A 14,653-nucleotide genomic window follows, 5' to 3' on the forward strand; every position below is an offset into this window, starting at 1 on the left:
CCGGTCCGTCACTCAGCCCCGGGCCGGTGCCGGTGCCGCCGCTGCCGGTGCGGCCTCGTCCTCGACCACCGCTGCGGCGAACTGCGCCTGGTAGAGCCGGTGGTACGCCCCCCGCGCGGCGAGCAGTTGCTGGTGGGTGCCCTGCTCGACGATCCGCCCGTTCTCCATCATCAGGATCAGGTGGGCGTCGCGGATGGTGGACAGCCGGTGCGCGATGACGAAACTGGTCCGGTCGGACCGCAGTGCCGCCATCGCCCGTTGCAGCAGCACCTCGGTGCGGGTGTCCACCGAGCTGGTCGCCTCGTCCAGGATCAGCAGCGACGGCTCCGCCAGGAACGCCCGCGCGATGGTGATGAGCTGTTTCTCACCGGCGCTGACGTTGCTGCCCTCCTCGTCGATGACGGTGTCGTACCCGTCGGGGAGGCTACGGACGAACCGGTCCACGAAGGTGGCCCGCGCGGCGGCGAGGATCTCCTCCTCGGTGGCGTCCGGCCGGCCGTAGGCGATGTTGTCCCGGATGGTGCCGCCGAAGAGCCAGGTGTCCTGGAGCACCATGCCGATCCGGCCGCGCAGGTCGTCGCGGCGCAGCGTGGTGATGTCCACCCCGTCGAGGGTGATCCGCCCGGAGTCCAGCTCGTAGAAGCGCATCACCAGGTTGACCAGGGTGGTCTTGCCGGCGCCGGTCGGGCCGACGATGGCCACGGTGTGACCGGGCTCGGCGACCAGGGACAGGTCGTCGATCAGCGGGGTCTGCGGGTCGTACCGGAAGGAGATGTTCTCGAACTCGACCCGGCCGTGCGGTTCGACGACCCGGGCCGGGGTGGCCGGGTCGGGGCTCTGCTCGTCGGCGTCGAGCACGGCGAAGACCCGCTCGGCGGAGGCCACCCCGGACTGGAGCAGGTTCGCCATCGAGGCGACCTGGGTCAGCGGCTGGGTGAACTGCCGCGAGTACTGGATGAACGCCTGCACGTCGCCGAGGCTCATCGCCCCCGACGCCACCCGCAGCCCACCGACCACGGCGATCGCCACGTAACTGAGGTTCCCGACGAACATCATCGCCGGCATGATGATCCCGGAGATGAACTGGGCGCCGAAGCTGGCCCGGAACAGCTCCTCGTTCTTGGCGTGGAAGCTGGCCTCCACCTCCGGCGAGCGACCGAAGACCTTGACCAGCTCGTGGCCGGTGAACGCCTCCTCGATCTGGCCGTTCAGCTCGCCGGTGTGGGTCCACTGGGCGATGAACTTCTGCTGCGACCGCTTGGCGATCTGCTGCGTCACGATCACCGACAGCGGCACCGCGACCAGCGCGACCAGCGCCAGCAGCGGCGAGATCCAGAACATCATCGCCAGCACGCCGACCACGGTCAGCAGCGAGGTGAGCAGTTGGCTCAGCGTCTGCGACAGGGTCTGCGAGATGTTGTCGATGTCGTTGGTGACCCGGCTGAGCAGCTCGCCGCGTGGCTGCCTGTCGAAGTAGGGCAGCGGCAGCCGGTTGAGTTTCTCCTCCACCTCGGCGCGCAGCCGCAGCACGGTGGCCTGGACCACCCCGTTGAGCAGCCAGCCCTGCCACCACATCAGCAGGCTGGCGGCCACGTAGAGGCCGAGGGCGAACAGCAGCGTCCGGCCGAGGGCGTCGAAGTCGATCCCCGCCCCGGGGACCACGTCCATCCGGGCGACCATGTCGGCGAGGTTGTCGTTGCCGGCGGCCCGCATCCCGGACACCGCCTGGTCGACGGTGGTGCCGGGGGGAAGCTGCCGGCCGATCACCCCGGCGAAGATGATGTCGGTGGCGTGGCCGAGGATCTTCGGCCCGATCACGCTGAACCCGACGCTGGTCACCGCCAGGGCGATGATGCCGGTCAGCGTCACCCGGTGCGGTCGCAGCCGGCCGAGCAGCCGGCGGGCCGACGGCCCGAAGTTCATCGACTTCTCCGCCGGCATGCCGGCGCTCATCCACGGCGGCCCGCCGCCGCGCCGGCCGGCCGCCGGCAGCCGCTTCGGCGTGGTCTCCTCCGGGGCCTTCTTCTGCTCGGGTACGGCGGTCATGCCGGCACCCCCGCAGTCTGCTGCGACGCCACGATCTCGGCGTACGTCGGGCAGGTGTCGAGCAGCTCGTCGTGTCGGCCCATCCCGACCACGCCTCCGTCCTCCAACACGATGATCTGGTCGGCGTCGATGATCGTGGAGACCCGTTGGGCCACGATCACCACTGCCGCGTCGGCGGTGACCGGGCGCAGCGCGGCCCGCAACCGGGCGTCGGTGCCCAGGTCGAGAGCCGAGAACGAGTCGTCGAACAGGTAGATCTCCGGCTTACGGACGAGTGCCCGCGCGATGGCGAGGCGTTGCCGCTGCCCGCCGGAGACGTTCGTGCCGCCCTGCGCGATCGCCGCGTCGAGGCCACCGGGCATCTGGGCCACGAAGTCGCGGGCCTGGGCGATCTCCAACGCCGTCCACAGGTCCTCGTCGGTGGCGTCGGGATTGCCGTAGCGCAGGTTGCTCGCCACCGTGCCGGTGAACAGGTACGGCTTCTGCGGCACCAGGCCGATCCGCCGCCACAGCTCCTCCGGGGCCAGCTCGCGGACATCGACCCCGTCGACCAGCACGGTGCCGGCGGTCGGGTCGACCAGCCGGGGGATCAGGGTCAGCAGGGTGGTCTTGCCGGCGCCTGTCGACCCGATCACGGCGGTGGTCCGCCCCGGGGTGGCCCGGAACGAGATGTCGTGCAGCACCGGCGCGCTGGCCCCCGGGTACTGGAAGGCCACGCCGCGCAGCTCCAACTCACCGTGCCCGTCGACCCGGGTGACCGGGTCGGCCGGTGGCACCACAGTGGACTCGGTGTCCAGCACCTCGGTGACGCGTTCGGCGCAGACCGCCGCGCGCGGCACCATCATCAGCATGAAGGTGGCCATCATGACGGCCATCAGGATCTGCATCAGGTACGCCAGGAAGGCGGTCAGCGCGCCGATCTGGATCTGCCCGGAGTCGACCCGCTGGGCGCCGAACCACAGCACGGCGACGCTGGAGACGTTGAGCACCAGCATCACCACCGGGAAGATCAGCGCCATCAGCCGGCCGACCCGCAGGGCGGTGGCGGTCAGGTCGGCGTTGGCCACCCCGAACCGCTGCGTCTCGTACGGCTCCCGGACGAACGCCCGGACCACCCGGATGCCGGTGATCTGCTCGCGGAGCACCCGGTTGACCGTGTCGATGCGGGTCTGCATGAGCCGGAAACCGGGCACCATCTGGCGGATGACCAGGCCGAGCGCGACGGCGAGCACCGGCACGCTGACCAGCATCAGCCAGGACAGGCCGATGTCCTCCCGCAGCGCCATCACCACCCCGCCGACGCTCATGATCGGCGCGGCGACCAGCATGGTGCAGCTCATCAGCACGAGCATCTGCACCTGCTGCACGTCGTTGGTGTTGCGGGTGATCAGCGAGGGCGCGCCGAAGCGGGCCACCTCGCGGGCGGAGAACCGGTTGACCTGCCCGAAGATCGCCGCCCGGACGTCCCGGCCGAAGGCCATCGCGGTTTGCGCGCCGAAGTAGACAGCCGTCACCGCGCAGGCGATCTGGACCAGGCTGACCAGCAGCATCCAACCGCCGGTACGGATGATGTAGTCGGTGTCGCCCCGGGCCACCCCCAGGTCGATGATGTCGGCGTTGAGGCTCGGCAGGTAGAGCGAGGCCATCGTGCCGACGAACTGGAGCAGCACCACCGCGCCCAGTGGCCGGTGGTAGGGCCGCAGGTAGCGGCGTAACAGACTGATCAGCACGGATGGCTCCCGGGCCTCGGGTGGTCGGTCGTGTCCTGGTGCTGTGTTGACAACCTCTTGTCCTCCCCGTCGGACATGGTCGTGATGACCTCGATCAGGAAATCCCGGATCACCTCGCGTCGGGCCGGGTCGGCGTCGACGGAGGTGAGCGGGGTGTCGGTGCGCATCCGGTCGACCAGGGAGCGGATGTGTTCCCGCCCCTTGTCGGTCAGCGCCAGTCGTACGCTGCGCCGGTCGGCCTCGTCGCGGCGACGCTCGACGAAGCCGTCCCGTTCGAGGGTGTCGACGATCCCGGTGAGGGTGGCGGGCCGGACGAAGCAGCGGTCGGCGACGTCCCGGTGGGTGGCGTCGTCGAGGTGGTTCAGGGTGAACAGCACCCGCATCCCGGCCGGGGTGAGGCCGTGGTGTTCGGCCAGGTAACGCCCCCAGTGCTGGTCGACGAGGTGGCCGGCGACCGACAGTAGTCGCCCGAGCGGGACGTCATGGAGCACGGCGGGGAAGACGATGAGTGGTTCCCTCTGCACGGTGAGTATGTTAGCCCCCGAACCGTCAGGGGCCAAACAGAATGGTCAGAGCGGTGCCGACGTACAGGATCTGCATCGCCGTACGTGTGCCCAGCGGGGTGACCGGGCGGCCCGCCAGCGTCAGGCGTCGCCGGGCCGCCGAGACGTTCGCCGGGAACATCGCGACCATCAGCAGTGCCAACCCGGCGGCGCTCGGACGGGCGGTGGCCGGGATCAGCAACCCGACCGCGCCGGCCAGTTCCAGCACCCCGGTGACGGTGACCAGCATGGCGGGTCGGGGCAGTCGGGGCGGGACCATGGCGATCAGATCCTCCCGACGGGGTGCCATGAAGTGGGCGAAACCGGTCATGACGAACAGCAGTGCCAGCCCGAAACGGAGGGCGGGGTGCCAGCCGTCGAGCGCGTCCACGCCGGCCAGTCCGGCCAGGCGCGCGACGGCGGCCCCGACGAGCAGGGCGATGAACGGAACCATGGATGCCTCCTCGGTGGCAAATCTTTATACTGACAAGATTTGATCGCCGATGGTCTTCTTGTCAATGCAAAGTTATCCTGGTGTCGTGACCGTCACCCGGCCCTACCACCACGGCGACCTGCGCCGCGTCCTGCTCCAGGCGGCGGTGACGGCGATCGAGGAAGCCGGGCCGGCGGCCCTGAGCCTGCGCGACCTCGCCCGTCGCACCGGCGTCTCCCACGCCGCCCCGACCCACCACTTCGGCGACAAGGCGGGACTGCTCACCGCTCTCGCCGTCGAGGGGTTCGACCTGCTCGCCGCCGCCCTGACCGCAGCCGGCGACGACCTGCTCGACGTGGGCGTGGCGTACGTGGACTTCGCCGTCCGTCACCGGGCGCACTTCGAGGTGATGTTCCGACCCGACCTCTACCGGGCCGACGCCCCCGAGGTCCGGGCCGCCCGGGAACGGTCCGGCGCGGCGCTGCACACCGGCGTGGCGACCCTGCCGCCGGACCGGGCCGAGCCGGGCGAGGCGCGCACGGACGCGCTGGCCGCCTGGTCGATCGTGCACGGCTTCGCCACCCTGTGGCTCTCCGGCGCACTACCCCCCGACGTCGAGGCCGACCCCCGCACCGCCGCCCGCACCGTCATCCGCCGCCTCTTCCCCCCACCCTGACCCCCTCCCGAGCCCCGCGTCTCGCCTCACGCCCCGCCCCCCACGCCCCGCCTCCCTCGCCCCGGTGATCAAGAGATTCGCGTCAGATCACCGCTCCGAGTTGACGCAGACCTCTTGATCACCGGGGCCGGCGGGGCGGCCGGTGCGGTGATCAAGAGGAATGAGTCAACCGGCGGGGTGTGGGTGACGCAAACCTCTTGATCACCAGGGTCAGACCGGGGCGAGGCAGAGACCGGGACGGGGGCCAGACAGGGGGCAGGAGAGGGGGCAGGGGGAGTTACCAGCTGGTGGGGAGGGGCATGCCTTCGGTGTAGCCGGCGTGACTCTGGACGCCGACCAGGGCGCGCTCGTGGAACTCGTCCAGGGTGCGGGCGCCGGCGTAGGTGCAGGCGCTGCGTACCCCGGAGACGATCTCGTCGATCAGGTCCTCGACGCCGGGGCGGGCCGGGTCCAGGTACATCCGGGCGGTGGAGATGCCCTCCTCGAAGATCGCCTTGCGGGCCCGGTCGAAGGCGCTGTCCTCGGCGGTCCGGGCGCTGACCGCACGGGACGAGGCCATCCCGAAGCTCTCCTTGTAGCGTCGGCCGTCCGGCTCGGTGTAGAGGTCACCCGGCGACTCGTAGGTGCCGGCGAACCAGGAGCCCACCATCACGTTGGAGGCCCCGGCGGCCAGCGCCAGCGCCACGTCCCGGGGGTGGCGTACCCCGCCGTCGGCCCAGACGTGCCGGCCCAGGGCGCGGGCCGCCGCCGCGCAGTCCAGCACGGCGGAGAACTGGGGCCGGCCGACCCCGGTCATCATCCGGGTGGTGCACATCGCGCCCGGCCCCACCCCGACCTTGATGATGTCCGCGCCCGCCTCGACCAGGTCGCGTACCCCCTCGGCGGTGACCACGTTGCCGGCCGCCACCGGGACCGGGGGGTCGAGCTTGCGGACCGCCCGCAACGCGGACATCATCCGTTCCTGGTGCCCGTGCGCGGTGTCCACCACCAGGGTGTCGACCCCCGCCGCGAGCAGCGCCTCGGCCTTGCCGGTGACGTCACCGTTGATGCCGACCGCCGCCGCGATCCGCAGCCGCCCCCGGTCGTCGACGGCCGGCTTGTAGAGGGTGGCGCGTAGCGCACCCTGCCGGGTGAGCACCCCGACCAGGCGGCCGTCGTCGTCGACCACCGGGGCCAGTCGCCGCCGTCCCGCGTTGAGCCGCTCGAATCCGGTACGCGGGTCCGCGTCGGCCGGCACCGTGTGCAGCTCGGTCGACATCACGTGCTGGAGTTGGGCGAACCGGTCCACCTCGTGGGTGTCCGCCTCGGTGACCACCCCCACCGGCCGGCCGGCCTCGTCGACCACCACCACCGCGCCGTGCGACTTCTTGGGCAGCAGGTGGATGGCGTCGCCGACGGTGTCGGTCGGGCCGAGCGTGATCGGGGTGTCGTGCACCAGGTGCCGCTGCTTGACCCACTCGACCACGGTGGCGACCACCTCGATCGGGATGTCCTGCGGGATGACCGCGATCGCGCCGCGCCGGGCCACCGTCTCGGCCATCCGCCGGCCGGCCACCGCCGTCATGTTCGCCACCACCAGCGGGATGGTGGTGCCGGTGCCGTCACCGGTGGACAGGTCGACGTCGAGCCGCGAACCGACCTCGGACCGGGCCGGGGCCATGAAGACGTCGTTGTAGGTCAGGTCGTGCGCGGGCACCGCGCCATGAAGGAACCTCACCCCGCCATCATTCCCGCTTCCGGCCCGTCCCGCCGCCGTCGGTGGCTCACACCACCCTGCCCATGCGGGGGTCGTACGGCTCAGGAGATGGTGCAGATCGCCGCGCCGGCGCTGAGCACCGCACCGACCTCGGCGGCGAGCCCGGCGACCGTGCCCGCCTTGTGCGCGTGCAACGGCTGTTCCATCTTCATCGCCTCCAGGACGACGACCAGGTCCCCCTCGGCGACGGTGTCCCCGTCCGCGACGGCGATCTTGACGATGGTGCCCTGCATGGGGGAGGTGAGGGCGTCGCCGCTGACCGCCGTACCCGTGCCGGTGCCACCACCCCGGCGGGCCGGCCTGCGGGCGGCGGGGGCGGCGGTGGTCGTACCCCCGGTGAGGCCGGCGGGGAGGGTGACCTCCAGCCGCTTGCCACCCACCTCGACCACGACGGTCTCGCGTGCCGCCGCCGCCTCGGCGGGGCCGGCGGTCGGGGTGAACGCCGGGATGGTGTTGTCGAACTCGGTCTCGATCCACCGGGTGTGCACGGTGAACGGCTCGCTGGTGAACGCCGGGTCACGGACGACGAGGCGGTGGAACGGCAGCGCGGTGGCCATCCCCTCGACGACCATCTCGTCGAGCACCCGGCGGGCCCGTTCGATCGCCTCGGCGCGGGTCTCGCCGGTGACGATCACCTTGGCCAGCAGCGAGTCGAAGTTGCCGCCGATCACGTCGCCCGCACCCACCCCGGTGTCGACCCGGACGCCGGGACCGGTGGGCAGGCGCAGCGCGGTGATGGTGCCGGGGGCGGGCAGGAAGTTGCGGCCCGGGTCCTCGCCGTTGATCCGGAACTCGATGGCGTGCCCGCGCGGGGTCGGGTCCGCGGTGAGCCGCAGCTTCTCGCCGTCGGCGATCCGGAACTGTTCGCGGACCAGGTCGACGCCGGCGGTCTCCTCGGTGACCGGGTGCTCCACCTGGAGCCGGGTGTTGACCTCCAGGAAGGAGATGGTGCCGTCCGCGCCGACCAGGTACTCCACCGTGCCCGCGCCGTGGTAGCCGGCCTCCCGGCAGATCGCCTTGGCGCTGTCGTGGATCTGGCGGCGCTGCGCGTCGGTGAGGAACGGCGCGGGGGCCTCCTCGACCAGCTTCTGGTGCCGTCGTTGCAGGGAGCAGTCCCGGGTGCCGACGACGACCACGTTGCCGTGCCGGTCGGCCAGGACCTGCGCCTCGACGTGCCGGGGCTGGTCGAGGTAGCGCTCGACGAAGCACTCGCCGCGACCGAACGCGGCGACCGCCTCCCGGGTGGCCGACTCGAACAGGTGCGGGATCTCCTCCAGGGTGCGGGCCACCTTGAGGCCCCGCCCGCCCCCGCCGAAGGCGGCCTTGATGGCGACCGGCAGGCCGTGTTCGACGGCGAAGACGGTCACCTCGTCGGCGTCGGCGACCGGATCGGCGGTGCCGGGGACCAGGGGCGCGCCGGCGCGCTGGGCGATGTGCCGGGCGGTGACCTTGTCACCGAGGTCGCGGATCGCCTGCGGGGTCGGTCCGATCCAGATCAGGCCCGCGTCCAGCACGGCCTGGGCGAAGTCGGCGTTCTCGGAGAGGAAGCCGTACCCCGGGTGTACGGCGTCCGCGCCGGCCCGCCGGGCCACCTCGATCAGCTTGTCGATGCGCAGGTAGCTGTCGGCGGCGGTGTCACCACCGAGGGCGTACGCCTCGTCGGCGAGGGTGGCGTGCAGGGCGTCCCGGTCGGAGTCGGCGTAGACGGCGACGCTGCCCAGGCCGGCGTCGCGACAGGCCCGGATGACACGGACGGCGATCTCGCCACGGTTCGCGATGAGTACCTTGCGCACCTGGTGCTCCTCCCGGGGTCGTTGCCTCGGGAGTGTATCGGCAGCCCGGAGGCCCCCTAACGATCACTCAGTGTGGGATGTCGCACTGTGGGGTGCTCGACTAGTCAAACTTGGTTATTACGCTTGTGTGGTGTCTGCGACTCGGTTGATGATCCTGGGGCTGGTCCGGTGGATGCAGCCCGTGCACGGCTACGACGTGCGCCGCGAGCTGTTGAGCTGGGGTGCCGACAAGTGGGCGAACGTGCAGCCCGGCTCGATCTACCACGCGTTGCGCAAGCTGACCGAGGAGGACCTGTTGCGGACGGTCGCCACCGAGCAGGTCGGTGCCCGTCCGGCGCGCACCACGTACGAGGTGACGCCCAAGGGGGACGAGGAGTTCGAGACGTTGCTGCGGGCGCAGTGGTGGCAGTTGCACGAGGTGCCGGACCCGTTCGCGTCGGCCTTCTCGTTCCTGCCGGCGATGCCCCGCGAGGAGGCGGCGGCGGCGCTGCGCAACCGGGCGAATCTGCTGCGTGCCGGTGTCGAGTCGATGCGTGCCTCGTTGGACTCCGACTGGGTGCGCAACAGCAGACCGGTGCACGTGACCTGGATGTTCGAGCTGTGGTTGGCCCGGGCCGAGGCGGAGATGGCGTGGTGCGGGCGGATCGCCGAGCGGATCGACTCGGGGGTGTCGTACCTGCCTGCTGGGCTGACGGGGACGGAGGTCTGGCCCGGCTGGACCGACGGCGCTCCACCGCGCGGCGCGACCGACGGCGCTCCTCCGCTCGGCGAGAAAAGCAATAATCAACGTTGACTAGAAAAGCTATATCGCGTTAGCCTGCTTTCCGGCCCGTTGGCGGGAGCGCGCCGCATGGCGTCACGGGGGCAGACGACGGCCGGCACCACCCGGCCCGGACGACCAGGAGTAAAGATGATCGAGACCAGAGGGCTGCGGAAGTCGTTCCGCTCCCGGCAGGGTCGGGAGACGAAAACGGTCGACGCCGTCCGGGGGGTGAACCTCCAGGTCCCGGCGGGAGAGATCTTCGGCTTCCTCGGCCCCAACGGCGCCGGCAAGACCACCACCCTGCGGATGCTCGCCACGCTGATCGAGCCGGACGGCGGTGAGGCCACCATCGCCGGCGCCGACCTGCGCAAGGACCCGGCCGAGGTACGCCGCCGGATCGGCTACGTCGCCCAGGGCGGCAGCACCTGGGACGAGAGCACCGCCCGCGAGGAGCTCGTCCTGCACGCCCGGATGTACGGCATCGGCAAGGCCGACGCGCACCGCCGCGCGGTCCGCGCCCTGGAAGCCTTCCAGCTCACCGAGTACGCGGACCGCAAGTGCAAGACCTACTCGGGCGGCCAGCGGCGACGGGTGGAGATCGCCCTCGGCATCATCCACGAGCCGAAGATCGTCTTTCTCGACGAGCCGACCACCGGCCTCGACCCGCAGAGCCGCGCGCACATGTGGGACGAGATCCGTCGGCTGCGTACCGAGGGGATGACCGTCTTCATCACCACGCACTACCTCGACGAGGCCGACGCGCTCTGCGACCGAATCGCGATCATGGACCACGGCGAGGTGGTCGCCGAGGGCACCCCGGCCGAGCTGAAGCGGGAGATCTCCGGCGACGTGGTGCTGGTCGGCCTGGACGTGGCGAGCACCCCGCAGGCCGCCCAACTCCTCGACAGCGAGGAATACCTCAACAAGCTGGAGACCGTCGACGAGGGCGGGCTGCGCCTCTACGTCGACGAGGGCGCCACCGCCATCCCGCAGGTCCTGCGCCGGCTCGACCACGCCGGGCTGGTCATGAGCTCCATCGAGCTGCACCGCCCCAGCCTCGACGACGTCTTCCTCACCAAGACCGGCCGCTCGCTGCGCGAGTCCTGAGACACCGGAGACCACGGATGAAATTCGCCCGCGACACCTGGCTGATCTTCCAACGCCAACTTCAACTGCTGCTGCGCAACCCGGTCTGGGTCTTCGTCGGCGTCTTCCAGCCGGTGATGTACCTGCTGCTCTTCGCCCCGCTGCTCAAGCCGGCACTGAACGCGCCCACCCAGGCCGCCGCGTACAAGATCTTCGTACCCGGCCTGCTGGTGCTGCTCGCCATCTTCGGCGGGCTGTTCCAGGGCTTCGGCCTGATCGCCGAGCTGCGCGCCGGGGTCATCGAGCGGTCCCGGGTCACCCCGATCAGCCGGCTCGCCCTGCTGCTCGGCCGCTCCCTGCGCGACGTCGTCTCGCTGATCGTGCAGGCGGTCATCATCACCCTGCTGGCGCTCCTGTTCGACCTGCGGGTCTTCATCGGGGACCTGCTGCTGGCATACCTGATGCTGGCCCTGATCGCGCTGATGACCTCGGCCGTCTCGTACGGCGTCGCGCTCAAGGTCAAGAGCGAGGACGCGCTCGCCCCGTTGATGAACACCGTGGCCCAGCCGGTGCTGCTGCTCTCCGGCATCCTGCTGCCGCTCACCTTCGCCCCCGGCTGGCTGCAGGGGGTCGCCGAGTGGAACCCGTTCTCCTGGGCGGTCGACGGCACCCGGGCGCTGTTCGCCGGTGACCTCGCCAACGACAAGGTGTGGCAGGGGCTGGCCATCATCGCGGTGCTCGCCGCCGCCGGCGTCTTCTGGGCGGCCCGCCAGTTCGCCCGCAGCGTCCGCTGACGATCCCACCCCGGGCGGGGCCCGGTCACGCGCCCGTCGCGTCGGACCGGCGCCCCGCCCCGGGGAGGTGATCGACTTTATGTCGTCGATGTAGCGGTATCGGTGCGAGGTGGACACCGCAACATCGGCCCAGGGGAGTCGATCGTGCCGGGCTCCCCCGACCGGCCGATCAACGCACCCGGGCGAGGGTGACGCCGTCGGCGAGGGGCAGCAGCACCGCGTCGACGCGTACGTCGGCAAGCACCTCGTCGTTGAAGGCGGCGATCGCCCGGTCGGCCTCGTCGCGCGGGGCGAGCACCCGGCCGGCGCGCAGCGTGTTGTCGACCGCGATCACCCCGCCGGCCCGCATCCGGGGCACCAGCTCCGCCCAGTAGACCGGATAGCCGACCTTGTCGGCGTCGATGAAGGCGAAGTCCAGGTGACGCTCGTGCGGCAACTCCCGCAGCGTCTCGGCAGCCGGGCCGATCCGCAGCTCGATCTTGTCGGCCACCCCCGCCCGCTGCCAGTACGACCGCGCGATGCCGGTGAACTCCTCCGAGATGTCGAAGCAGGTCAACCGGCCGTCCTCGGGCAGCCCCCGGGCGATCGCCAACGACGACAGCCCGGTGAACGTGCCCACCTCGACGGCCTGCCGGACGCCCAGCAACCGGGTCAGGAAGGTAAGGAACGCCGCCTGCTCCGGCGCCACCTGCATCTCGGCGTGCGCCGGCAGCACCGCCCGCGTCTCCTCTGCCAGGTCACGGATGATGTCGTCCGGCGGGGAACCATGGGCGACGATGTAGGCCTGTAGTTCCGGCGTCAGCGGCAACGGCTTCGTGGTCATGACCGGACGTTAGCCGAGCGGCTCGACCTCCTGGGCGCCCGGCGCGACCTTCGTCCACAGGTCCGTGATGCTCAGCCCCAGATCGTGCAGGAGTCGACGGAGCAGCGGCAACGACAAACCGACCACCGTGCCCGCATCACCCTCGATCCCGGTCAGGAACGCCCCACCCAACCCGTCGATGGTGAACGCGCCGGCCACCGCCAACGGCTCGCCCGTGGCCACGTACGCCGCGATCTCCGCATCGGTGACGTCGGCGAAGTGCACGACCGTCGAGGCCACCGCCCCGACCTGCGATTCGTTCCCCACCTCGACCAAATGGTGGCCGGTGTGCAGCACCCCACTGCGTCCACGCATCCGCTCCCACCGGCGGGTCGCGTCAGCCGCGTCCGCCGGCTTGCCGAGGATCTCACCGTCGAACGCGAGCACCGAGTCACAACCCAACACGAGCGTCCGCGCGTCCGGAGTGGAACGCAGCCGGTCGGCGACGGCCTGCGCCTTGCGTCGGGCCAACTCCAGACACAGATCCTCGGCCCGTTCCGCGACCACCAGGGATTCGTCGACGCCACTGACCAGCACGTCGGGTTCGATCCCGGCAGCCTGGAGCAACTTGCGGCGGGCAGGGCTCTGTGAGGCGAGCACGAGACGGAGCGGCAGGGAGTTCGACACGGGGCCGACGCTACCGGCTGATTCTCGGCGGCGGGTCGCCGGCACGTCGACGCCGACGCCACACCAGGAATCCACCGCCGGTCGCCGCGATCACCCCCAGCGTGACCCACCCCCGCACGGTGGCACCGCCGTCGCCGTCACCGCCGGCAGGCTGCGCGGCGGCACTCGTCGCGCCGCCCGGCGGGGTCACCGTCGCACCCTCGAAACCCAGCGGGGGTACGTCGGCGGTGAGCGCGGCCACCAGATCGATGACGCCGTAGCCGTACTCGTCGTCCCGGCCGGGCGGCCCCTTGTCGACAGCGGTCGCGGTGAGCCGGTGGACGACCTCGGCGGCGGGGAGATAGGGATACTTCGACCGGACCAACGCCGCAGCCCCGGCCACAATGGCGGTGGCATCGGACGTCCCGGTGCCCTTGCGGTACCTGCCGTTGATGCTGGTGCTGTAAATGTCCACCGCCGGAGCGACGACATCAATCTCCGGCCCACTCACAGAAATCGGTGCAAACTCGCCATTGCGACCTACTCCTCCGACCGCTACGACGCCCGGGTATGCCGCTGGATACCCGACATTGTGTAGATTTGGTTGATTTCCCGCCCCGGCTACAACAACAATGTCGGCATCAATGGCACTGCTGATCGATTTTTGCAGTCGAGTATCAGGCTCTCCCGCCATTGAGATGCTGATTACCTGCGCCTTCATTGATATGGCATAGTCGATCCCAATGGCTAATTTTTCAGTGCTGCCTAGATCGTTTTTGGGCTTGATCCTGATTGGTAATATATTCGATCTTGGGGCGATTCCCAGTGCGCCCCCGGTTTTTTGACCGTGTGCTGCGATTAATCCCGCCATTCCGGTGCCGTGGCTGTCGATGTCGCGAAGGCCGCCGCTGTCGCCGCCGACTGTAAGGTCGACTCCTTTGAGGAGATTATTCTGCAGGTCGGGGTGCTTGTCAACTCCTGTGTCTGGAACTGCTATCAAGACCCCTGAGCCCTGGCTAATCATATGCGCTTTGCCCACTTCCAAGTATCGAAGATGCCACTGATCTTCGCGGATTTTCCTGGCGGTGGGATAGTTGTCTTGGTTTACGATTTCAAGCGTGCTCGTCGGCGAGAGTGTCGCTATTAGCGTAATTGCAGCGAAGATTGAATAGGTGATTTTTGCTGTCACCGCTCGAACCCGATGGCTGGTCCGGGATCAATGGGGCCTTGCTCTTTGGGAGGGTTGACAACGGGAGGCACGCCTTCATCTATCTCCCATGGATGGTCTGGGTCCCAGCGACGTTCTTGTCTGTCGTCGGAAGGGCTGTCGTGACTCGTGTGCCTAGGTGAAGGGGGTTGAAGCCCAGCGACTGGAGGAATATGCATGTTGCTGAGGTGATTGATGCGTCCACCGCGAGGCCTTGATCCCGCTGCGCCTGTAGGTCCCGTCCCGGCCCCACCGCCGCCGATCACTCCGCCGACGGGATTAATGCGACGCGGTGAGTTTGTGCCACTTGGCTGCCCGGATCCAATTCCAGGCGCTCCTCCAATTATTCCTCCAGGAGG

13 protein-coding genes are annotated in these 14,653 nt (G+C 70.0%); 4 read left to right on the forward strand and 9 right to left on the reverse strand.

Features of this window, described 5'->3' with window-relative positions:
* Nucleotides 1–12 precede the first annotated feature (12 nt).
* The 4 genes from JQX11_RS25375 to JQX11_RS25390 are packed head-to-tail and all read right to left on the reverse strand — an operon-like array spanning nt 13 to nt 4,772.
* Nucleotides 13–2,046: an ABC transporter ATP-binding protein gene (locus JQX11_RS25375; RefSeq protein ID WP_204927456.1), complete on the reverse strand. Its 2,034-nt coding sequence runs from the start codon at nt 2,044–2,046 to the stop codon at nt 13–15.
* Nucleotides 2,043–3,776, reverse strand: a complete 1,734-nt coding sequence (locus tag JQX11_RS25380; RefSeq protein WP_204927457.1) for an ABC transporter ATP-binding protein — start codon at nt 3,774–3,776, stop codon at nt 2,043–2,045. Before JQX11_RS25380 ends, JQX11_RS25375 begins: the two co-directional genes overlap by 4 nt.
* On the reverse strand, nt 3,770–4,300 hold the full coding sequence (locus tag JQX11_RS25385) for a MarR family winged helix-turn-helix transcriptional regulator (protein WP_204927458.1): 531 nt from the start codon (nt 4,298–4,300) through the stop codon (nt 3,770–3,772). The genes JQX11_RS25380 and JQX11_RS25385 overlap by 7 nt, the downstream gene beginning before the upstream one ends.
* 25 nt (nt 4,301–4,325) lie before the next feature.
* Nucleotides 4,326–4,772: a DoxX family protein gene (locus tag JQX11_RS25390; protein WP_204927459.1), complete on the reverse strand. Its 447-nt coding sequence runs from the start codon at nt 4,770–4,772 to the stop codon at nt 4,326–4,328.
* Nucleotides 4,773–4,857: 85 nt separating this feature from the next.
* On the opposite strand from JQX11_RS25390, the gene JQX11_RS25395 reads away from it, so the two are divergent.
* Nucleotides 4,858–5,427: a TetR/AcrR family transcriptional regulator gene (locus JQX11_RS25395; protein ID WP_204927460.1), complete on the forward strand. Its 570-nt coding sequence runs from the start codon at nt 4,858–4,860 to the stop codon at nt 5,425–5,427.
* Between the two features lie 277 nt (nt 5,428–5,704).
* On the opposite strand, the gene JQX11_RS25400 is transcribed toward JQX11_RS25395, so the two are convergent.
* Nucleotides 5,705–7,144 (reverse strand): GuaB1 family IMP dehydrogenase-related protein, encoded by a 1,440-nt coding sequence (locus tag JQX11_RS25400; protein WP_204927461.1) that lies wholly within the window; start codon nt 7,142–7,144, stop codon nt 5,705–5,707.
* Between the two features lie 80 nt (nt 7,145–7,224).
* A complete protein-coding gene (locus JQX11_RS25405) occupies nt 7,225–8,976 on the reverse strand; it encodes an acetyl/propionyl/methylcrotonyl-CoA carboxylase subunit alpha (protein WP_204927462.1) in 1,752 nt (583 codons plus the stop codon).
* Between the two features lie 130 nt (nt 8,977–9,106).
* Between JQX11_RS25405 and JQX11_RS25410 the strand changes: the two genes are divergently transcribed.
* From JQX11_RS25410 to JQX11_RS25420, 3 genes are all read left to right on the forward strand, one after another.
* Nucleotides 9,107–9,769, forward strand: coding sequence for a PadR family transcriptional regulator (locus tag JQX11_RS25410; RefSeq protein ID WP_307826351.1), 663 nt, complete (start codon nt 9,107–9,109; stop codon nt 9,767–9,769).
* A gap of 117 nt (nt 9,770–9,886) precedes the next feature.
* The gene (locus tag JQX11_RS25415; protein ID WP_204927463.1) at nt 9,887–10,846 is read left to right on the forward strand and encodes an ATP-binding cassette domain-containing protein; all 960 of its coding nucleotides are present in this window, start codon (nt 9,887–9,889) and stop codon (nt 10,844–10,846) included.
* Nucleotides 10,847–10,863: 17 nt separating this feature from the next.
* Nucleotides 10,864–11,619, forward strand: a complete 756-nt coding sequence (locus tag JQX11_RS25420; RefSeq protein WP_145917889.1) for an ABC transporter permease — start codon at nt 10,864–10,866, stop codon at nt 11,617–11,619.
* 169 nt (nt 11,620–11,788) lie between these two features.
* On the opposite strand, the gene JQX11_RS25425 is transcribed toward JQX11_RS25420, so the two are convergent.
* The 3 genes from JQX11_RS25425 to JQX11_RS25435 are packed head-to-tail and all read right to left on the reverse strand — an operon-like array spanning nt 11,789 to nt 14,276.
* Complete coding sequence (locus JQX11_RS25425) at nt 11,789–12,442, reverse strand: O-methyltransferase (protein ID WP_204927464.1); 654 nt, start codon at nt 12,440–12,442, stop codon at nt 11,789–11,791.
* A gap of 9 nt (nt 12,443–12,451) precedes the next feature.
* Entirely contained in the window at nt 12,452–13,108 is a 657-nt protein-coding gene (locus JQX11_RS25430; RefSeq protein WP_204927465.1) for a Maf family protein, read from the reverse strand.
* Nucleotides 13,109–13,118: 10 nt separating this feature from the next.
* The gene (locus tag JQX11_RS25435) at nt 13,119–14,276 is read right to left on the reverse strand and encodes a S8 family serine peptidase (protein ID WP_307826352.1); all 1,158 of its coding nucleotides are present in this window, start codon (nt 14,274–14,276) and stop codon (nt 13,119–13,121) included.
* Between the last annotated feature and the right edge of the window lie 377 nt (nt 14,277–14,653).

Source organism: Micromonospora humida (assembly GCF_016901255.1).
GTDB lineage: Bacteria > Actinomycetota > Actinomycetes > Mycobacteriales > Micromonosporaceae > Micromonospora > Micromonospora wenchangensis.